Below are 20,861 nucleotides of genomic sequence, written 5' to 3' on the forward strand. Positions count from 1 at the left end.
TTTTATTAGAGGCGTATTTGAAATAAAAATAAGAGATTTAACACCAATTTGTACCCAATCTAAATTTGAAATACACCCAAAAACAAACATAGAATGATTCAACTTCGTTACCTTCTTTTCCTTTTTGTAGTGGCCACGGGATGGTCGCAAGAGAACCTTTCCTACCAAAAACCACCGGTCGAAATTTTAGCCTTGGCCGATTACCAACGAACTCCTTCTGTGAGTATGGATAGCCGCAAAGAATACATGTTGCTCTCCTACCGAAGTACTTACAAATCGCTTGATGATTTGAACCAAGAGGAAATGCGTTTGGGAGGCTTACGCATCAATCCTGTAACCAATATTTCGAGTACGGCCAATTACATCACCAACTTGAAAATTCGTAAAGTCAAAGCAACTGAAGAAATTCAAGTGGCGGGCTTACCCGAAAATCCAAAAATCACCTTTGTCAGTTGGTCCCCCGACGAGCGAAAAATTGGTTTTACCCATACGACTGCAAAAGGGGTCGAACTCTGGATTATTGATGTAGCAACCGCTTCGGCAAAGAAAATCACTGCTGATAATTTGAATGCAAATTTGGGTTCGCCCTATATGTGGAAAGACAATGCGACTTTACTCATCATGCAATTGCCCGACAATCGCCCTGCTTTAATTGATCAAAAGAAAGATTTACCAACGGGTCCGACCGTTTCGGTGAGCGATGGTAAAAAATCGCAAAATCGTACCTATCAAGATTTATTAAAAAACAAAACAGATGAAGCCAATTTTGATGCATTGGTAAGTACTGAATTGTACTGGGTAACCCTTGATGGTACAAAAAAATTATTCAAACCTACCGCGATTTATGCCGGTGTGAGTTTTTCTCCCGATGGGAAATACATCATGATTACGCAAATTGAAAAACCGTATTCGTATATCGTTCCTATGAGTCGTTTTCCACAAAAATCGACAGTGTATACTACCGATGGTAATTTGGTAAAAGTTGTGAACGAAGTTCCACTGACCGAAATTATGCCCAAGGGATTTTCCTCTGTACGCAAGGGGAAACGCAATATGAGTTGGCGTCCAGACCTCCCTTCTACCCTATTTTTTGTAGAAGCTTTGGACGAAGGTGATGCTGGTAAAAAAGTAGATTACCGCGATGCCTTGTATTCATGGGAAGCACCATTCAATGCAGCACCACGCGAATTTATGAAAACAATTCAGCGCTTTTCGGGTATTTCTTGGGGGAATGAAACCGTCGCTTTCGTCTATGACGATTGGTACGATACCCGCAACCAAAAAACCTATTTTATCAATCCATCAATTAATAATACACAACCTAAAATTGTTTGGGATTTAAATTCACAAGACATTTATGCGGATCCGGGCGAATTTGAAACCAAACGCAATGCATACAACCGTTATGTTTTAGCTATTGAAAACGACAATGTGTATTTGTTAGGAAAAGGATTTACAAAAGAAGGACAATTCCCTTTTGTGGATGAATTTAACCTGAAAACCTTGAAATCAAAACGCTTGTACCAATCGAAATTGAAAGATAAAAAAGAAGATTTACAATCGATTGAAGATTTCAAAAAAGGCGAATTGTTAGTGATGATTCAATCCAAAAATGAATTTCCAAACTACTATTTCCGCAATATGAAATCGGGGAAATTGACACCGATTACTTCGTTTAAAAATCCGTTTGAAAGCATTAAAAATGTGTACAAAGAAGTAATTAAATACAAAAGAAACGATGGGGTTGAATTATCGGGGACATTATACTTACCTGCCAATTATGACCGTACTGCCAAAAAAGAAAAGTTACCGTTATTGATTTGGGCCTATCCAGCCGAATTCAAAGACAAGAGTTCAGCAGGGCAAAGCGACAAAAACCCGAATGAATTTACCTTCCCAAGTTATGGTTCGTTTATTTATTGGGTAACGCGCGGCTATGCGGTACTTGACGATGCTTCGTTCCCCATTATTGGTGAAGGAACGACAGAACCCAACGATACATTTATCCCTCAATTAGTCGCCAATGCAGAAGCAGCCATCAATGCCGTAGATCAAATGGGATACATCAACCGTAAAAAAGTGGCTGTGGGCGGACATTCCTATGGTGCTTTTATGACTGCCAATTTATTGACGCATTCTAATTTGTTCGCTTGTGGTATCGCGCGTAGTGGAGCCTATAACCGAACATTAACCCCTTTCGGATTCCAAAGTGAACAACGTAATTATTGGGATGTACCTGAAATTTACAACGGGATGTCGCCATTTATGCAAGCCGATAAAATGAAAACACCTTTGTTATTAGTACACGGTGATGCCGATAACAATCCAGGAACATTTACCCTGCAATCGGAACGCTATTTTCAAGCCTTAAAGGGGTTGGGAGCGCCTGCCCGCTTGGTGCTTCTACCGAAAGAAGCCCATGGTTATGTAGCCAAAGAAAACATCTTCCATTTGTTATGGGAACAAGACCAATTCTTGGAAAAATATTTGAAAAATTAAATTATAATATCAAATTCTTTAAAGCCTTGGGTAAAATCGCTCAAGGCTTTTTTATTGCAAAAAAAATAATATTTATTGTTTATCAATAAATTTTTATTATTTTAGCACTATAAATTAAAAATCAATCATTATGGAAATTAAAATTAGTTCCGAATTTATTCTTAAAGGACTTCAACTTATTTCATGGGTAGTTTTTATCGGACTTTGTATTCACTCGGGGAGCTTACTCTTTACTATGGTTTATGCTTTAATCGGGAATCCAAATGCAGCCGATTACTATGAATTAGATCACGTATTACTAGCGGATAATTCGCATTTTATCACACTAATGAGTATCATGATCATTGTAGCTGTTTTGAAGTCGATTTTATTTTATTGCATTATAAAAGTTTTTGTAAAAAAACACTTAAATGTAGACTATCCGTTTACGGAAGCTTTTTTTTCATTCATTAACAATATGGCTTGGCTTGCCTTAGGTATTGGCCTATTCTCTTACTGGGGTTCTGGCTATTTAAAAAAATTATCTCTATTAAATTTACCAATTCCCAATGAACAAACAGTACACATTGCTGGTGCTGATGTCTGGATTTTTATGGCTATAATTCTTCTAGTATTAGCCCAATTATTTAAAAAAGGAGTGGCTATGCAACACGAAAATGAATACACAATTTAATTATGGCAATAGTAGTAAACCTTGACGTTATGATGGCAAAACGAAAAATGTCATTGAACGAACTTTCCGAAAAAGTTGATTTGACATTATCCAATTTATCCATTTTAAAAACAGGCAAAGCGAAAGCAATTCGATTCAGTACATTAGAAGCGATTTGCAAAGTTTTAGAATGCCAACCCGGTGATATTTTGGAATTTCTTCCAGAAAAATGATACGGAATAAATGAACTATTTTTTTATTGAAAAATATACCGATTTTCCAGATTCAATTGTCGATTCATGTTCTACAAAAACAATTGAGTCGTTGACTTTTAACTCAAGGAAATAATGACTTCCGCGAAAATAGCTCTGTATGACTTTAGCAGGTATCCCTTCCTCTGAAATTTGGAGTTGATGGGGAAATGCTAAGTGCTTTTCTCCTTGCCATTCAAAGACCGAAATATCCCCAAAAAGAGAGGCTACATAATGATCATTCGTTTGATATAATTCTTGAGGAGTTCCCTTAGCCAAAAGTGCGCCGTCTTTCATTACCATCACCGCATCGGCAAAGGATAGAACGTCGGTGCTGTCATGGGTCGCAATAAGCGTTGTGATATTTTTTTCCTTCAAATACCGAAACAATTTTCGGCGCAGACTATTTTTTCGAAAATTATCAATATGACTGAAAGGTTCGTCCAACAACAAAACTTCGGGTTCGAGCGCCAACACACGGGCTAATGCTACGCGTTGCATTTGACCTCCACTCAGATATTTTGCTTTGGTATCGGCAAATTCGGTCATTTCCACCGTATCCAACAATTCCATAACTCGGGCGCGTTTCACTTCGGGATAAATATTGGACAAATATTTCCCCACATTTTCGGCCACCGTAATAAACGGCATCAAATCAAAATCTTGGGCCAAAAACTTCATGTATTCCATGCCTGGAATGAGATGGTACTTGGGTCCGAGCACCTCATTTTCCTTCCAAAAAATCTGACCCGCATCCAAATCGTACAAGCCGTAAACGAGTTTGAGTAAGGTACTTTTTCCACAGCCACTCTCGCCAATTATGGCAAAGGTTTGCCCCGCTTCTACCGAAAAAGAAAGCGATTGAATGGTGGGTTGATTGAGATATGAAAATTGAATTTCGCGAACGTCTAACATAAGGCAAAGGTACGGACTAAAACGGTTTTAAAATAACAAAGGTGGCTCAAACCAACCACCTTTGTCAACCTAACCAATAAATAAACAAACATTACTTGCTTGCTTGCAAGTATTTTTCAAAGTGCCGTGTATGCACGCGCGCTTTTAAATCGTGTAATAAGTTATATAAGCCAAAAAATGTTCGGTTGATATAGAGGAAATGTTTGGAACCTCGGTTACCGTTCATTTTTCGCAATTGGGTATCTTTGGCAAATTCTTCGCCCATCACGGCTATTTTTCCGAAGAAATCTTCATCCGAAAAATCAAAATAATCGGCGTGAAACGGTTGGGTAAACAAACTCAACAAGTCATGGAAAATTTTGGTGAAATAGGCAATTTCTTCCGGACTGTCGTCCAAACGAAGAATCTCTAATTCGTATAATTTTTCATTGAAAATAACCGGATTATTGATGTTCTTTTTCTCGGCTAATTCAAAATAAGGGACGTAAAAATCCATCGGAACTTTTTTGATACATCCAAAATCGATGGCCACCAATTTCCCATCTTTATCCACCAAAAAATTACCGGGATGCGGATCGGCATGCACTTGTTTTAATTCGTGCATTTGGTACATATAAAAATCCCAAAGTGCCTGACCTATGCGATCGCCCAAAGCTGCATCTTTATTTTGCTGCGCAAACTCCGACAAATGCAGGCCTTCGATCCATTCCATCGACAAGATTTTCGAGGAAGAGTATTCCGGATAATACTTCGGGAAACGAAGATTTTCAATATGACTGCATTGCTGTGTCATATCCAAACTTTGTTGCAATTCCAACTCGTAATCGGTTTCTTCCAACAATTTATCTTCTACTTCTTTGAAGTACTTGTCAGAATCTTTACCTTTCAAATTAAACATTCGAATGGCAAAAGGCTTCACCAAAGCCAAGTCCGAACTTATACTCTCCGCTACACCGGGGTATTGAATTTTCACAGCAAGATTTTTCCCATCCTTGGTTGCTTTGTGTACCTGACCAATACTGGCGGCATTTGAAGCATCTGGAGTGAACGTATCGTATAAGTTTTCGGGATATTGACCTAAATATTTTTTAAATGTTTTTCGAACTAAAGGAGCAGATAAAGGCGGCACACTAAATTGGGACAACGAAAACTTGTCGACATATTGTTGGGGCATGATGCTTTTATCCATGCTCAACATCTGTGCAACTTTCAACGCACTACCTTTTAAATTTTTTAACCCGTCGTAGATATCTTCTGCATTATTCTCATTCAATTTATCACGAGAAACGGAAGGATTCACCAATTTTTCGCCATAATAAGCGACATAATTGGTACCCACTTTAAGTCCGGTTTTCACCAACTGACCCGCGCGTTCAATCTTTCCAGTAGGTATTTTATCTAGGGTTTTCATCCGTTTAGTTCATTTTTTCTTTCCACAAGAATTTGCCCAAATCAAACAAACTCTCGAGAGGTTGTGTATTGGCTAAATCCATCGCTGTATTCACTGATTTTTCGATCAAAACATCGGTTTTTTCAAAGCCTTTGGACGTATCTTCAATCCAAAATTTGAGAAGGAAAAGAAAATTCACCCACGCACCTTCAGCCATCACTGGTTTTGAGATTTTTTCGAATTTCTCTTTCCACATTTCTTCTTGAGGGAAATCAAATGTATCTACGACAAAATCTTTAAACTGGTTTCTCAACCCTTTGAGTGATTTCAAATTTTTTAACGCTTGCTGATGGCCTTCCAATTGAAAAAGAACATAGCTTCGATTCAAGGTTAAGATTTCAAAAAAAGTAAAGTACAATGTCAATAATTTATTGCGTTGGTTGTAACTTTCATAATGCTCATCGTTCTGCATAGTTGCAACCGCATTGGCAAACATTTGCAACCAAATATCCTCTTTTACCGCAGCTAAAGAACCGTAATGCACATAAAAATCCGCTTCAGATATGCCGTTATCGTGACAAAACTGGTAGACATTCTTAGGTTCGGCATCGTTCTTCAATACCGAGTCCATAAAAAGACTTACGATAACTTGATCGTCAACAATTTTCTTTTTTCCGCGTTTTTTGGCTGTGGGTTCCATATTTTGGTATTTGATGTAAAGATAGCACTTGTTTAATGTTTTAAACAAATAATTAAACAAAAATATTTGTTAATATTTGAAAATAAAAAAATCCAGTCGGAACTGGATTTCTATTTATTACCGTTGACCGGCTTCTTTTTGTGCGTCTTGAACCATTTTATCATTGGCTATAATCGAGAACTCTACCCTACGATTTAAAGCTCTTCCCGCATCGGTTTCATTATCACCAATAGGATCTGCTTCGCCCATTCCCACAATTTGAAAACGCACTACACTCAAACCTTTGGATGCCAAATACTCTTTTACCGCTTGTGCTCTTTTTTCTGACAAATTCAAATTATAATCGTCGGCACCTTTGGCATCGGTGTAACCAAATATTTTGATGTCGGTATCCGCATATTCTTTAAACACCGGGACTAATTTGTCCAAGTTGGCTTTGGCTCCAGCCGTTAACGTCGATTTGTTAAAATCAAAACGAACGGCATTTTCACCCAAGGTTAATTTGATCCCTTCACCTACACGTTCCACTTGCGCTCCAGGCAAAGCGGTTTCAATTTCACGGGCTTGCTTATCCATTTTACGACCAATGACGCCACCAGCAACACCGCCGATAACACCACCCAAAACTGCACCCATGGCACCGTTTCCACCTTTACCTGCATTGTTTCCAATCACACCTCCTAAAACCGCACCGGCTACCGCACCAATAGCGGCACCGCGTTGGGTTTTATTTGTGTTTTTAACCGACTCACAACTGGTCATCATCGGACCAGCGATAAGTCCGGCTGCCACAACTATTGCTATATTCTTTTTCATACTTTAATTTCTTACAAATTGATACACTACTTGAACCGACTTCCCTCCCACGTTGGCCGTATCGATTAATTCAAAGGAAGAATCGGTAACATTGGCTACTCTTAAAACATAGCCTTCTTTTACTTTTTTCGCTTTGGATTCGTCCAAAATCTTCATCACAAATTTACCTTCATCATTGATGAACCATGTGATGGGCGAACTGTATGCGGGGCAATTTCCTTGATTCAAAGTGAATTCTCCTTTGTTATTATTGGAAATAAACTTCCACTGACTTCCCACAAAACATTTGCTATCCGCCAAATCAAAAGCGTTGATTTTAATATATTCCGAACCTGGGAAAACGACCTTTGCTAATGTCCAATTCCCTTTCAAAGCCACTTGCGTTCCTCGATCCAATCGCGTTGCAGTTGCCGACTTAGAATTACAAGCTGTCATGGCCACTAAAACGATGCACAATAGAATAATTTTTTTCATCTTTTTGTCAAATTAATACGGCAAAGGTAAGGCATACAAAAAAAAATTTGTAGAATTTAACGAATCCTTAATGGCGATTTGTTCTACGACAATTTGTCAGTTTTTCCCCATTTGGTACTCTCTTTGTTCAGTTGGAAATCAAATTTTGTATAACTAAACTTTTAAGATATGTCAACAGGAAAAATCAATGTATCCGTAGAGAACATCTTCCCGTTAATCAAAAAATTTCTGTACAGCGATCACGAAATTTTCCTTCGTGAATTGGTCTCCAATGCCACCGATGCCACATTAAAACTCAAGCACCTTACCGGTATTGGCGAAGCAAAAGTGGAATACGGCAATCCTTATATCGAAGTTAAAATTGATAAAGAAGGAAAAAAACTTCACATCATTGACCAAGGTTTAGGAATGACAGCGGATGAAGTTGAAAAATACATCAATCAAGTGGCTTTTTCGGGCGCTGAAGAATTTTTAGAAAAATACAAAGATTCTGCCAAAGATACCGGAATCATCGGTCACTTCGGACTTGGTTTCTATTCAGCATTCATGGTAGCTGAGAAAGTAGAAATCATTACCAAATCGTTTAAAGACGAACCTGCAGCGCATTGGACCTGCGACGGTAGTCCGGAATTCACCTTAGTGCCGCATGACAAAACAACCCGCGGAACGGAAATCATCTTACATATAGCCGAAGATTCTACCGAATTTCTGGAAGAACACCGCATTGGGGATTTGTTGCGTAAATACAACAAGTTTATGCCGATTCCGATCAAATTTGGCACCCGTAAAGAAGCCCTTCCAAAACCGGAAGATGCGGGCGAGGATTACAAAACCGAATTTGTTGACGTAGATAATATCATCAATAATCCCGAACCGGCTTGGACCAAACAACCTACCGATTTAACAGATGAGGATTACCAAAGCTTCTATCGCGAATTGTATCCGATGCAATTTGAAGATCCGCTATTTCATATCCATTTGAATGTGGATTACCCTTTCAACTTGACTGGAATTTTATATTTCCCGAAAATGTCGCAAGAGGTACAAATGCAAAAAGATAAAATCCAATTGTACCAAAACCAGGTTTTTGTCACCGATAATGTGGAAGGAATCGTCCCAGAGTTTTTAGGAATGTTACGCGGTGTGATTGACTCCCCAGACATTCCGTTGAATGTTTCGCGTTCCTATTTACAGGCGGATGGAAATGTGAAGAAAATCTCCAACTACATTACCCGCAAGGTTTCGGACAAATTGAAAGCACTTTTCAATGAAAATCGAGCCGACTTTGAACAAAAATGGAACGATATTAAAATCGTGTTGGAATACGGAATGTTAACCGAACCCAAGTTTTATGAAAAAGCTGGTGATTTCGTGTTGTATCCCACAATAGATGATAAATTCTACACCCTTTCTGAATTAAAAGAAAGTGTAAAAGACATCCAAACCGATAAGAATGGAAAATTAGTTGTACTCTACACTTCCAACAAAGAGCAACAGCACAGTTACATTGATAGTGCCAAAGAAAAAGGCTATCAAGTGGTTGTCTTAGATTCACCAATTGTTTCGCATTTGATTCAAAAATTAGAGGCTGACAATGAAAATCTAACTTTTGCTCGTGTTGATGCCGATCACATTGATAAATTAATCCAAAAAGAAGAAAGTACATTATCTAAACTATCGGATGAGGAGAAAGAACAGTTGAAAGGAGTCATTGAAAATTTTGTTCCCAAAGCCAATTATACCGTTCAAATTGAAGCGATGGATAGCAACAGTACTCCATTTATCCTGACACAACCCGAGTTTATGCGTCGTATGAAAGAAATGAGTCAGACCGGCGGTGGCGGCATGATGGGCTTTGGCAACTTCCCTGAAATGTACAATTTGGTAATCAACTCCAATTCAGATTTGGCAGCAACACTGCTCAAAGCCGAAGCCAATGCACAAGAAGAATTGGTGAAACAAGCGTTGGATCTTGCTAAAATCTCCCAAGGATTATTGAAAGGTGAAGAGTTGACCGCCTTTGTGAAACGCAGTTTCGAGCGCATTAAATAATTTGAAATAAAAGCTATAAAAAAGCTGTTGGTTGCGACTGACAGCTTTTTTTATTTTGTGAGATACCGTATCTTTAGCCAACTTTAGAACCAATTTCTATGAAAAAATTAGTCTTAATTACGCTTATGAGTTTACAAACAATAGCCGTCTCTGCCCAACAAGATCCTTATCTTTGGCTAGAAGAAGTCGATGGTGTGAAAGCCATGGAATTTGTAAAAACCAACAATACAAAAACATTTGACCAATTAAAAAAGAATGCCAAATACTCCCAACTTTATAACCAATCCTTAACCATCATCAATTCCAAAGCCCGCATTGTATATCCCTCTGTCACAGGGGAATATGTCTATAATTTTTGGCAAGATGACCAACACGTTCGTGGTATTTGGCGGCGAATGTTAAAATCCAATTACGACAAAGGAGCTACACAATGGGAAACTCTATTGGACGTGGATGCTTTAGCGAATAAAGAAGGTAAAAAATGGGTTTTTCACGGGGCAACACCGCTTTATCCTGGCAACGGATTGTACTTAATCAGTTTGTCTAATGGGGGTGGCGATGCCAATGAAATCCGCGAATTTGATGTGCGCACCCAACAATTTGTCCCCAACGGGATTACCTTTCCTGAAGCCAAATCCAATATTCAATATGTGGATGAAAATACGTTATTAGTAGCAACCGACTTTGGGCCGGGCACTTTGACGACTTCGGGCTATCCCAAAAATGTGAAATTATGGAAACGTGGCACGCCTTTATCCGAAGCTAAAGTGCTTTTGGAAGGCGATCCAACCGATGTGTTCAACAGCGGATCGGTCTACCGTGACAATGACAAAAGTTATATCATTATCAACAAATCCCTATCCTTTTATACTCGAAAGTTATATTGGTATGCAAACCAAGAATTACGTGCCATTCCGTTGCCGGAAGATGCTGCATTAGAAGGTATTAAATTTGGAAAAGCTTTGGTCCAATTAAAATCAGATTGGGAAATCAACCAAAAAATCTATACCCAAGGAAGTCTATTAGCCATTGATTTCGAGGGACTAATGCAAGGAAATTTTGCAATTGATGTCTTGTTCAAACCCACTGCGGTGGAGAGTTTGGAATCGGTAGTCACCACAAAAAAATGGGTGGTAATCAATGTCTTAAACAACGTAAAAAGTGAAGTTTTTCTTTTAGGCAAAGGAAAAGATAAATGGTATCAAACGAAGATAAATGCTCCTGCTTTTGGAACCATTAACATTGTAAGTGCCAATCGTGAGAGCGACGATTTTTATTTTACTTTTGAGAATTTCCTCGAACCCACCTCACTTTATGAGTTTTCTGCCCAAAATACAACTCCCAAAAAAGTACAAGGGCTCCCTGCATTTTTTGAAGCAGATAAATACCAAGTAGAGCAATACATGGCCCGTTCAACCGACGGCAAAGAAGTTCCTTATTTTATCATTTCTTCAAAATCGACCGTTCGAAACGGTAAAAACCCCACACTTTTGTATGGGTATGGCGGATTTGAAGTGTCCATGCAACCCTTTTACAGCGGTGCCATGGGCGCATTATGGTTGGAACAAGGCGGCATTTATGTTTTGGCTAATATTCGTGGCGGTGGAGAATTTGGTCCCGCTTGGCATCAAGCTGGTTTGAAAGAAAAACGTCAGATTGTATACGATGATTTTACCGCTATTGCGAAAGATCTTATCCAGCGGAACATTACTTCGCCCGAACATTTGGGCATTATGGGTGGCAGTAATGGCGGCTTGTTAATGGGTGTCGCTTTTACCCAACATCCCGAACTGTATAATGCCGTAGTTTGTCAGGTGCCACTTTTGGATATGCAGCGTTACAATAAATTGCTCGCTGGAGCGAGTTGGATGGGTGAATACGGAAACCCCGACCTTCCCGAAGAATGGAAGTACATTCAAAATTATTCGCCTTATCAAAATGTAAAAAAAGGAATGAAATATCCCGAAGTGTTTTTTATGACTTCCACCCGTGATGATCGGGTGCATCCGGGTCATGCCCGAAAAATGGCGGCCAAAATGCAAGATATGGGATACAAAATATATTATTATGAAAATGTAGAAGGCGGTCACGGGGGTTCGTCAACCAATGAACAACGCGCCCAATGGAATGCATTGCAATACACGTATTTATTGGAAAAATTGAAGTCCAATTAAAGAATGCCTTCGGGCATTTTTTTATTTTTTGAATTTAAACGAACTTTACAAAAAGTAATCCGATGAACCTTTCCATAGAAACCCCTGCCCTGCTTTTCTCTGCCACTTCGTTGATTTTACTGGCCTATACCAATCGTTTTTTGACCATTGCTCAAATTGTGCGCGGACTCAAAAAGAATTATGACGAAAACCGCAACAAAAGTATTTTGGACGAAATAAAGAATTTGAATTTACGACTCACCTTAATTCGCGCCATGCAAATGTTTGGAGTATTATCCTTATTTCTCTCCGTATTTGCGATGCTCTTGTTGTATCTCCAGCAAACCGTGTTCGGCATTTATATTTTTGGGTTAAGCTTATTGTGTCTATTGATCTCGCTTGGAATTTCATTTTGGGAAATAAGCATTTCAGTAACCGCTTTGCGTGTTCATTTAAAAGATTTAATTGAAGAAACAAAAAACAAAGATTAATGGGATTTGATTGGCTCACTTTAATAAAAGAATTACCCGAATTGGTCCTGAATCTAGGCGGACTAGTGAAAAACAATCGCGCCTTAAAAGACCAATTGATTCGCGAACTGAAACTCAACCTGAAAGCGTTTGAAACGGCTCAAAAAGGGAAAAGCATTAACTATGACAAACTCTTATCGTTATTGAAGAACGAACAAATTCAAATTGCCCGAAAACAACGTTTTGCTTTCAACACCATAAAATCGGGTGAAATTACACTCAAGCACGTTCACAACGATCGCAACAAAAAATATGTGGGTAAAACCTGCGCTTGGCTTTTTAAAAATATTGATGAAAAAATAGAAGATCTGCGCATCCAACAGCAATACCACGGCAGTCTTTCGCAAATAGAAAACAGCAACATAGCCCTTCAATTTTCAAATTTGTTGTATAAGCTAAAATTATTGGCCGACTTCATCGTGGATTAAACCTTAATCACAAGTTGAAGTCCAACTAAAAAAATCACATTATGAAACGGTATTTTTCTTTCGTGTTGGTTGTACTCGGAATGGCAACCACACAGGCGCAAGACGAAAATCTTCCTGAATTCACGGGAGATAATTTTAGTTTAGAAGGAGCATTGACCTTATTTCAAAAAGCAAATTCGTTGGAAGAATTTGAACAACTTCTCAATCAAGAGAATAATGGTGTCAATAATTTAGACCTCAACGGAGACGGAACGATCGATTACATCCAAGTCGATGATTACCAAGAAGGCGATACCCACGCAATTGTTTTGAGTACGTATTTATCCGAAAATGAAAAACAAGACATTGCAGTCATTGGTGTTGAAAAAACAGGAACGGAAAGTGCGCAATTGCAGATTGAAGGCGATGAAGATTTGTATGCGGCCAATACGATTGTCGAACCCACAGATGTAGCTGAATCAGTGAAAGAAAATAAAGGTCCGAACCCACCCTATTATTCCAATCAACCTCTAGTGGTCAATGTTTGGTTGTGGCCATCCGTCCGATTCATTTATCGTCCAGGGTATGTGGTTTGGCGCTCACCGTGGCGTTGGGGAACTTACCCCAAATTCTGGCGTCCTTGGCGACCTGTGAGTTACACCGTATTTTACAGCCGTTGTGCGCCACATCGTGTGTATTTCCATCGAGTTCCCACGCGCCGTGTAGTAATTGCTCATCGTATTTATAAACCTATGCGCCGCCACTCTACAGTAGTTGTACACAATAGAAGAGGTACCAAAGTTGTTCGCCGCACCCCACGGGGAACCACCGTAATACGCACCCCACGGGGAGGTGGAAGAAGAAGATAATTTTTAAAATGAAGAAATCCCGACAACAATCGGGATTTCTCTTTTTAAACAGTTACACTGTTTACTCTAACCAAACAAAGTATTGAAAAAAATCAAAAACTTTCAATAATTGATAAAAAAATGGGCATCCCTAAAGTGATATTAAAGGGAAACGTTATGGCCAACGCCATGGGTAAAAACAAACCTGGATTGGCTTTAGGAACGGCAATTTTCATCGCCGCAGGTACCGCAATGTAGGAGGCACTAGCCGCTAAAACCGCCAACATAAATCGGTTTCCTGTTTCGGCTACAAAGAATCCTGAAAACCACGCCACAAAACAGCCATTGATTAAAGGAATAACTAAAGAAAAAAGGAGTGCAAATTTTCCATTTTTAAAGAAATCATTCAATTTTTCACCACTACTGATTCCCATATCTAATAAGAAAACAGCCAAAAATCCTTTAAATAAATCATTCGTAAACGGCTTGATTCCTTGGGCTTGTTCTTCATTCGCTAAAAATCCAATACACAAACTTCCTAGAATTAAGAGTACACTTCCATTAGTTAACGAATGTTTGAGAATACTAAGTAATTTAGGACCCTCTTTATCGGGGGAGAAAAAACGAATCATACTCACCCCTACCACAATGGCTGGGGCTTCCATCATGGCCATTACAGCCACCATATATCCGTTAAATTGGTACCCAAGCATTTCTAAAAAACTCCCTGCTGTTACAAAAGTAACGGCACTTACAGAACCATAAGCCGCGGCAATAGCTCCTGAATCGTAAACAGAAAAATTACGTTTTAAAATAAAAAAAGTATAAAACGGAATCACTAAAGCCGAAGCTAATCCTAGAAATACTGAACCTAAAATCTCTTGACTAAACGTACTGTGCGACAACTCTTGCCCTCCTTTGAATCCGATGGAAAAAAGCAGATAAATTGAAATGAACTTGGATGAATTTTGGGGAATCCGCAAATCACTTTTCAATTGCACGGCCAGAACACCTAACAAGAAAAAGAGCAATGCGGGGTTTGTTAAATTGTCAAAAAGTAAATGTAAATCCATAATTATTGATTTGATGCGCGTTGTAAACGATCGTTAATTGTTTTACCCAAACCTTCGTCTGGAAATTTTTCTATGACCATACCATCAAATTGCATTTGATCGATGGCAAAGAGTTTTGCATATAACTTTTGGGCGGCATTCGCAAAATCAGTGGATGACTCCCAATTAAATAAAGAACAGTTTTCGGGTAAATTTTCAACCCTTGAATGACTCAAAACCGCTATTTTTTGTGACTTGTAAAGTCCGAAGGTTTGAATTGTTTCCAAGATGTTTTCCGCAAGAAAAACCGGCGTATTGGGGGCATAATGCTTGGGGTAACGCCCAGGTGTAAAAAAGATTTTATCGGATTTCCCTTCATACGAAACATCGCCAATAACTTCTGTAATTGCCTCCAAAGAAAGAGATCCTAATCGGTAAACTTTTACACGATTGTTTTCATAACCAATGATGGTCGATTCCAAACCGGAAACACACGGCCCACCATCCAAAACAAAGACATCATCTTCTTTGAAATAATGTTCGACCATTGCAGCGGTGGTCGGACTAATTCTCGAAAAAGGATTAGCGCTAGGTGCCGCTAAAGGAAACCCACATTGATGTATCAAGTCTAAAGTGAGTGGATGATTCGGCATTCGCAGTCCGACAAACGGACTCTCACCGGTAATCCATTGTGGAACGCGTTCATTTTTGGGCAATAAAACCGTCAACGGCCCCGGCCAAAAATATTCCATCAAGGTCAATAGCGGCATCGGAATTTCATTGACCAATTGTTCGCATTGCAAAATAGACTCGACATGAACAATCAACGGACTGTTTCGCGGACGTTTTTTTAATTGATAAATCTTTTCAACAGCCTTCTCGCTATAGATATTGGCAGCAAGACCGTAAACCGTTTCCGTTGGAATGGCCACCACATCTTCATTTTCTAAATATAACTTGGCAATCTGTATTTCTGGGGTATGCATAGCCGTTAGGGATTACAATAATCGCAATATTGCGGATCTTCCGTTTCTTTTTGATTGGGGAAAAAGGATTTTGCTTCATGGTTGCATTCCTGACATTTACGCAAGGCATACAACGGTGAGCGCGTAGGTTGTTTGCACCAAGCACAAGGCAAACCTGCTTCCATTTTTTGAATGGAAAAACCGGGTGCTTGACAATTTGGACAAAGCGATAAAATAGTGTCTACCAAATTTTCAGTTGCTTTCCCAATGGCCTTCATTCGTTTGGGGTTGACCATGGCGCGCATGTCGGTTTCTGCATAGACAGTCCCAAAATTTTTCTTTAAAAAAGCGTAGGACTCCCATAATGTTTCCACGTTGGTAATTCCTTTGAAAATAGGGTCAAAACTATTAGCCTCTTTTCTTAAAATAATACCGTGTGATGGAAAACCAACGCGTTCCATAAACGACTCCATTTCATCTTCGCTAGTGATTGTAGTCGCCGAAAAATTGGTGTCGGTTGTCCAAAACGACCCTGTAAATTCTCTACCACTTTGGTTATCAATTAATAGCACCATTTCAAAATCGGCCGGTAGAAACGGACTCGAGGGATGCGCACCGAAAGACCCTTCGCTAGCCAGTACGAGATCAGTTGTATTCTCTTTCATAGCTAAGGCGCACTTGGCGCGAAGGGTTTCAAGTACACTTCCTTTTCGTGACACTTCACCCGAAAATGTACCTAGACTATCGGTGTTTAAATGAGCAGGGACCACACACTCAACTCTCAATCCCTGCTCAACAACAGGAGCAATAGCGATCTCCTTTTGATGCGCTGTGGCAATGCATAATTTTTTACCTAAAAAAGCATTCATGCTTCACGCTCAATATGAATTTCGCTATATATTTTAAACGTTGAATCCGAAGTTTGACCGGACCTTACAAACTCTTGCACTTCTTGTAAAGCTTGTTGTAAATCCTCAATACGTTGCTGTGCATGTTGGGTTTGTGCCACATTTCGAATCGACTTACTAAATTCATCTTGCTGATGAAATTGTATTTTATAATTCATCAATTTAGTCAATAATTCGAAGGCCTCATCCGATTGAAAGGAACCCTTAATCAATGTAATTTTCTTTTCTTCCATCCGTCGTTAATTTTAAAATTGTTAGCAGTAACACAATGCCGATTGCTTCTAACAAGTTGGATACTATCCCATCACCACTTTCCATTTGACACACTGTGATTCCTAATAAACTTAGAATAAGCAATCCTAATTTAGAAGATAACATTCACTGCGGCTTTTAGGGAAATTGAACGTTCATTTTGCTGAAGCTGCGTCTGGAATTGCTGCCATTCAGCCTGCAAATCTTTGATGCGTTTCTCACGGAACTTCATATCTTCTTCCGAAGCAGCTGTAGCTATTTTTCGCTCGTGAAATTTTATTTTCACATCCACCATTTCGCGGAGTAAAGCCACTGTTTCCTGTAAGGTAAACTTTCCTTGTATCAATTGTAGTTCCATATCGTACAAATTATTGACCTTGACCTAATGAGAAAGCGGGTTCGCCGTCAAAATGATATAAATTCTCTGTTTTGATGACATCGATTTCCAAGACATGGGCTTGCTGTAACAATTGAATAATTTTGATCTTTTCAATCGGCTTTCCATCTAGCGGTTTGAATCGACAACGCCAGTGATCGGTACAAAACGTTTCAGAAAATCCTTCAGGCCAAACCTTTATACCGCGATTGGTGATCATGCTTAATCCTACATTTCCATCACCTAAGACTCGAACTTTCTCAGCCAGTTCATCGGCATTTGTACCACTCCAGTGTACGAATAAATCCACGCCGTGTAGTGTTTTGGATTTAGGAGCTCGTCGCTGATATTTTGGTAGTTGCATGGGTTTCGATGCACCGTATGATACAGGCTTCAACACAGCAGGCAGTTGTCCTAAGCGTTCAATAATGGCTGCAGCAAAAGCTTTGGTCCCTACTTTTTGAGTACTCACCCCTTCGACATAAATATCGTAGGTATGGATTCCGTCTTCAATAGTTTTTAACCAAGCATTTTGAATTTTTTCTGCGACTTCATTCTGTCCAATGTGTTGTAACATCATAATGGCTCCTTGTAAAAGCCCAGAGGGATTAGCCATATCCTGTCCCGCACGACGGGGTGCTGAACCGTGAATGGCCTCAAACATGGCACAACTTTCGCCAATATTCGCTGAACCGGCCATCCCTACCGAACCCGCGATTTGTGCGGCGACATCCGATAACACATCGCCGTAGAGATTTAAGGTGACAATCACATCAAATGCTTCCGGAGTATCAGCCAATTTGGCGGCACCGATATCGATGATCCAATGTTCATTTTCAATTTCGGGATACTCCACCGCGATTTCATCAAAAACTTTGTGAAATAACCCATCGGACTGTTTCATAATATTGTCCTTGGTGAAACAGGTCACTTTTTTACGTCCAAAAGCGCGGGCATATTCAAAAGCATAACGGATGATTTTTTCACAACCGGGGCGACTGATTAATTTTAAGCATTGCACCACTTCGTCCGTTTGTTGGTGCTCAATTCCTGCATACAAATCTTCTTCGTTTTCACGAATAATTACCACATCCATCGCAGGATGTTTGGTGGCGACATACGGACTTAAAGCAAGACAAGGACGAACATTAGAATACAACCCTAAAAATTTACGGGTGGTAACATTCAAACTTTTGTATCCACCTCCTTGAGGAGTGGTGATTGGTGCTTTGAGAAAAACTTTATTCTGACGAATCGTGTCCCAAGAAGCGGAAGCAATCCCTGAAGTGTTCCCTGAAAGATAGACTTTCTCTCCAACTTCAATTTCGTCATACACCAAGGCTGCACCGGCAGCATTTAAAATGGATAAGGTAGCGTCCATGATTTCTGGACCGATTCCATCCCCTTTTGCAATTGTAATTCTTGTCATCGTTTTCTGATTTAACGATGCAAAGTTGAAAAAGTAAATTCATATATTTTTATTTATGTTTTAAATAATATATATAAACTTTTATTTATATTAATCAATAATCCAAAGCAAAACGGGACGTGAAGTCGTTTGCAATTGTTGATCCAAAATCCGCATAAAAGCATCCGAAACCGCGGGACAGCCCCAACTTAGCGGACTCACACGCGGATAAATTTCAGTATTGGATACGGCACTCCACGAATGTAAAACTACCACTCGATCAACGGCAGATTTGTTTTGTTCTTCCATACCATGCAACCAATACTTGACTTTAATTCCCCATGAACTGTAATCCCGTTTTCCAATTTTGAATTTGCCTTTCATACTACAATGGCTATTTTGACGGGCATCAAATTTTGCTTTTTCCCATTGATCAGGATTTTCTTCAAAGACATCACAACTGCCATGAGTCACAATATTTTTATGCGTAATAGAATCTTTTTTAAAGTCGTATACAAAAAACCGAAACTTTCCGGGATGCACACTTAAATCCACTAAATAATAAAAGTTGGTGTTAAACCCGTTCTTTTTACAATAGGCAAGAGCTTCTTGGTGATTTTTAACATAGGATTTTGCGGGTGGCGCAAGTGGCTTATTTTCCTTGGAACTACCATTATTACAACAAATTAAAAGTAACACAAAAGCGATAACTACATGTCTCATGGATGAAAGGTTGGTTATTAGGATAACTCCATTTTTTAAAAAATATTTAAACCTTAACTGTTAAAAGTAGTCTTATCAAAAAACTGAACCGCATGGAACTTCCACATCTTTGGTCTTTACGCCTCGGATTTTCAAACCGTCAAGCACCCACTATTCAAGCCTTGGGAATGGAATCGTTTTTGAAAAAAGCCTTTAAAGCGCCTTTTTCACAAACCGAGCCCGCCTGTTTGAAGGACGATCCAAAGTCGTTGTTAGAACTTCGGGAGAAACGCCAACAATTTAAAAATGGGCAATCCGAAGAAGCTAAAAAATTAATCAAAGAGCAAATTCAAAAAGGAGTTGAACTCAAACAATGGTGGCTTCAGGAGCTACTTCAGGCTGAATTTCCTTTGCGCGAGAAAATGGTGCTGTTTTGGCACAATCATTTTGTGGCAACCAGTCAGAAAGTAAAAGTGAATTGGTGGATTTACCAACACAACCAACTTCTTCGAGAAATGGCGTTTGGTAATTTTAAAACCCTGACCAAAGCCGTCATACAAACCAACGCCATGATTCGGTATTTGGACAATGTGGACAACAAACGTGGTGAAATCAATGAAAATTTGAGTCGGGAACTGCTCGAACTTTTCACTTTAGGCATCGGAAATTATACAGAAGAAGATATTAAAAATGGTGCCAAAGCTTTGGCTGGCTTGAATCTTGGCGAAACCAAAGCGCAATACCGTCCGCGTATCGAGGATAATGATACGATTACTTACTTGGGGAAAACAGGGCATTTCAAAGCCGATGATTTGGTCGATCAAATTTTTGAACAACCCAAAATTCCTTATTTAATCACTCGTAAAATCTTGAAATGGTTCATATTTGATACCCCCGACGAAAAATTGGTAACCTATTATGGGGATTATTTTCGAAAAGTCAATTTTGAAATCCAACCTTTGTTACTCAAAATTTTTACGGAAGAATACGCCAAACCTACTGCAGGGAGTAAGATTAAAAATCCGTTGGAATTTATCGCACAACTCCATGACGAACTTCAAATTAAAGCGCCGAATATTCCCGTTTTGGTTTTCTTTTTACGACAACAAGGCATGGATTTATTCAACCAACCCAATGTCAAAGGCTGGGATGGCGGTACGAGTTGGCTTACCTCTCAAATCTATTTGCAACGACAAAACAGTGGCGATTTGCTCTGTAGTGGCCGACTCTTAAACCGAAGGATTTTTAAAGATGCTCCTGAAAATGGGGATGTTCCAAAAATGAAAAATGAGCCACAAAATATATCGATTGCTTTTTCACCTACCGATTCCAATGTGGAAATCATTCAAAAACTAAGCAACCGTTTGCTTTTTCAGGTAAGTCCCGAACTCCAAAAAGACATGGAATCGGTCTTAAAATATGATTTTGATGGCCAAAGTGCCAATGCCCAACAAGCCGTTATTCGGTTATTCAATTACATCATAAAAACACCAGAATTTCAATTGATTTAA

Annotated in this window: 21 protein-coding genes; 9 read left to right on the forward strand and 12 right to left on the reverse strand. The window is 39.2% G+C overall.

The features are described from left to right. Nucleotides 1-93: 93 nt before the first annotated feature. From OLM45_RS12625 to OLM45_RS12635, 3 genes are all read left to right on the forward strand, one after another. The gene (locus OLM45_RS12625) at nucleotides 94-2,499 is read left to right on the forward strand and encodes a prolyl oligopeptidase family serine peptidase (RefSeq protein WP_264510701.1); all 2,406 of its coding nucleotides are present in this window, start codon (nucleotides 94-96) and stop codon (nucleotides 2,497-2,499) included. A 130-nt stretch (nucleotides 2,500-2,629) separates the two neighbouring features. Then, a complete protein-coding gene (locus OLM45_RS12630) occupies nucleotides 2,630-3,172 on the forward strand; it encodes a DUF2975 domain-containing protein (RefSeq protein WP_264510703.1) in 543 nt (180 codons plus the stop codon). 2 nt (nucleotides 3,173-3,174) lie between these two features. After that, on the forward strand, nucleotides 3,175-3,384 hold the full coding sequence (locus OLM45_RS12635) for a helix-turn-helix domain-containing protein (protein ID WP_264510706.1): 210 nt from the start codon (nucleotides 3,175-3,177) through the stop codon (nucleotides 3,382-3,384). Between the two features lie 15 nt (nucleotides 3,385-3,399). Here OLM45_RS12635 and OLM45_RS12640 read toward each other — a convergent pair whose 3' ends face one another. From OLM45_RS12640 to OLM45_RS12660, 5 genes are all read right to left on the reverse strand, one after another. Further along, on the reverse strand, nucleotides 3,400-4,317 hold the full coding sequence (locus tag OLM45_RS12640) for an ABC transporter ATP-binding protein (RefSeq protein ID WP_264510708.1): 918 nt from the start codon (nucleotides 4,315-4,317) through the stop codon (nucleotides 3,400-3,402). 91 nt (nucleotides 4,318-4,408) lie between these two features. Next, complete coding sequence (locus OLM45_RS12645) at nucleotides 4,409-5,728, reverse strand: ABC1 kinase family protein (protein ID WP_264510710.1); 1,320 nt, start codon at nucleotides 5,726-5,728, stop codon at nucleotides 4,409-4,411. 4 nt (nucleotides 5,729-5,732) lie between these two features. After that, a complete protein-coding gene (locus OLM45_RS12650) occupies nucleotides 5,733-6,407 on the reverse strand; it encodes a TetR family transcriptional regulator C-terminal domain-containing protein (protein ID WP_264510712.1) in 675 nt (224 codons plus the stop codon). A 117-nt stretch (nucleotides 6,408-6,524) separates the two neighbouring features. Beyond that, nucleotides 6,525-7,223, reverse strand: coding sequence for an OmpA family protein (locus OLM45_RS12655; protein ID WP_264510714.1), 699 nt, complete (start codon nucleotides 7,221-7,223; stop codon nucleotides 6,525-6,527). 3 nt (nucleotides 7,224-7,226) lie between these two features. Next, complete coding sequence (locus OLM45_RS12660) at nucleotides 7,227-7,697, reverse strand: lipocalin family protein (RefSeq protein ID WP_264510716.1); 471 nt, start codon at nucleotides 7,695-7,697, stop codon at nucleotides 7,227-7,229. Between the two features lie 168 nt (nucleotides 7,698-7,865). On the opposite strand from OLM45_RS12660, the gene htpG reads away from it, so the two are divergent. The 5 genes from htpG to OLM45_RS12685 all read left to right on the forward strand — a co-directional run bounded on the left by htpG (nucleotide 7,866) and on the right by OLM45_RS12685 (nucleotide 13,708). Next, nucleotides 7,866-9,749: a molecular chaperone HtpG gene (gene htpG / locus OLM45_RS12665; protein WP_264510718.1), complete on the forward strand. Its 1,884-nt coding sequence runs from the start codon at nucleotides 7,866-7,868 to the stop codon at nucleotides 9,747-9,749. 98 nt (nucleotides 9,750-9,847) lie between these two features. Then, a complete protein-coding gene (locus OLM45_RS12670; protein WP_264510720.1) occupies nucleotides 9,848-11,923 on the forward strand; it encodes a prolyl oligopeptidase family serine peptidase in 2,076 nt (691 codons plus the stop codon). A gap of 62 nt (nucleotides 11,924-11,985) precedes the next feature. Beyond that, entirely contained in the window at nucleotides 11,986-12,393 is a 408-nt protein-coding gene (locus OLM45_RS12675; RefSeq protein WP_129461436.1) for a DUF2721 domain-containing protein, read from the forward strand. Next, nucleotides 12,393-12,860, forward strand: a complete 468-nt coding sequence (locus tag OLM45_RS12680; RefSeq protein ID WP_264510722.1) for a hypothetical protein — start codon at nucleotides 12,393-12,395, stop codon at nucleotides 12,858-12,860. The genes OLM45_RS12675 and OLM45_RS12680 overlap by 1 nt, the downstream gene beginning before the upstream one ends. Before the next feature lie 41 nt (nucleotides 12,861-12,901). Continuing rightward, nucleotides 12,902-13,708 (forward strand): hypothetical protein, encoded by an 807-nt coding sequence (locus tag OLM45_RS12685; RefSeq protein WP_264510724.1) that lies wholly within the window; start codon nucleotides 12,902-12,904, stop codon nucleotides 13,706-13,708. A 92-nt stretch (nucleotides 13,709-13,800) separates the two neighbouring features. Here the strand turns inward: OLM45_RS12685 and OLM45_RS12690 are convergent, their stop codons facing one another. From OLM45_RS12690 to OLM45_RS12720, 7 genes are all read right to left on the reverse strand, one after another. Then, nucleotides 13,801-14,760, reverse strand: coding sequence for a sodium-dependent bicarbonate transport family permease (locus OLM45_RS12690; RefSeq protein WP_264510726.1), 960 nt, complete (start codon nucleotides 14,758-14,760; stop codon nucleotides 13,801-13,803). Nucleotides 14,761-14,762: 2 nt separating this feature from the next. Continuing rightward, nucleotides 14,763-15,725, reverse strand: a complete 963-nt coding sequence (locus tag OLM45_RS12695) for an L-threonylcarbamoyladenylate synthase (RefSeq protein WP_264510729.1) — start codon at nucleotides 15,723-15,725, stop codon at nucleotides 14,763-14,765. 5 nt (nucleotides 15,726-15,730) lie between these two features. Further along, on the reverse strand, nucleotides 15,731-16,573 hold the full coding sequence (locus OLM45_RS12700; protein WP_264510731.1) for a DUF6671 family protein: 843 nt from the start codon (nucleotides 16,571-16,573) through the stop codon (nucleotides 15,731-15,733). Continuing rightward, the gene (locus OLM45_RS12705; RefSeq protein ID WP_264510733.1) at nucleotides 16,570-16,845 is read right to left on the reverse strand and encodes a hypothetical protein; all 276 of its coding nucleotides are present in this window, start codon (nucleotides 16,843-16,845) and stop codon (nucleotides 16,570-16,572) included. The genes OLM45_RS12700 and OLM45_RS12705 overlap by 4 nt, the downstream gene beginning before the upstream one ends. A gap of 131 nt (nucleotides 16,846-16,976) precedes the next feature. Continuing rightward, nucleotides 16,977-17,222 carry a hypothetical protein gene (locus OLM45_RS12710; protein WP_264510735.1) on the reverse strand — a complete coding sequence of 82 codons (246 nt, stop codon included), beginning with the start codon at nucleotides 17,220-17,222 and terminating at the stop codon, nucleotides 16,977-16,979. Nucleotides 17,223-17,232: 10 nt separating this feature from the next. After that, the gene (locus tag OLM45_RS12715; protein ID WP_264510737.1) at nucleotides 17,233-18,669 is read right to left on the reverse strand and encodes an NADP-dependent isocitrate dehydrogenase; all 1,437 of its coding nucleotides are present in this window, start codon (nucleotides 18,667-18,669) and stop codon (nucleotides 17,233-17,235) included. A gap of 90 nt (nucleotides 18,670-18,759) precedes the next feature. After that, nucleotides 18,760-19,371, reverse strand: coding sequence for a murein L,D-transpeptidase catalytic domain family protein (locus OLM45_RS12720; protein ID WP_264510739.1), 612 nt, complete (start codon nucleotides 19,369-19,371; stop codon nucleotides 18,760-18,762). A gap of 92 nt (nucleotides 19,372-19,463) precedes the next feature. Here OLM45_RS12720 and OLM45_RS12725 point away from each other — a divergent pair, with 92 nt between their 5' ends. After that, nucleotides 19,464-20,861, forward strand: a complete 1,398-nt coding sequence (locus OLM45_RS12725) for a DUF1800 domain-containing protein (protein WP_264510741.1) — start codon at nucleotides 19,464-19,466, stop codon at nucleotides 20,859-20,861.

It is taken from the genome of Flavobacterium sp. N1719 (assembly GCF_025947045.1).
Classification (GTDB): Bacteria; Bacteroidota; Bacteroidia; order Flavobacteriales; family Flavobacteriaceae; genus Flavobacterium; species Flavobacterium stagni.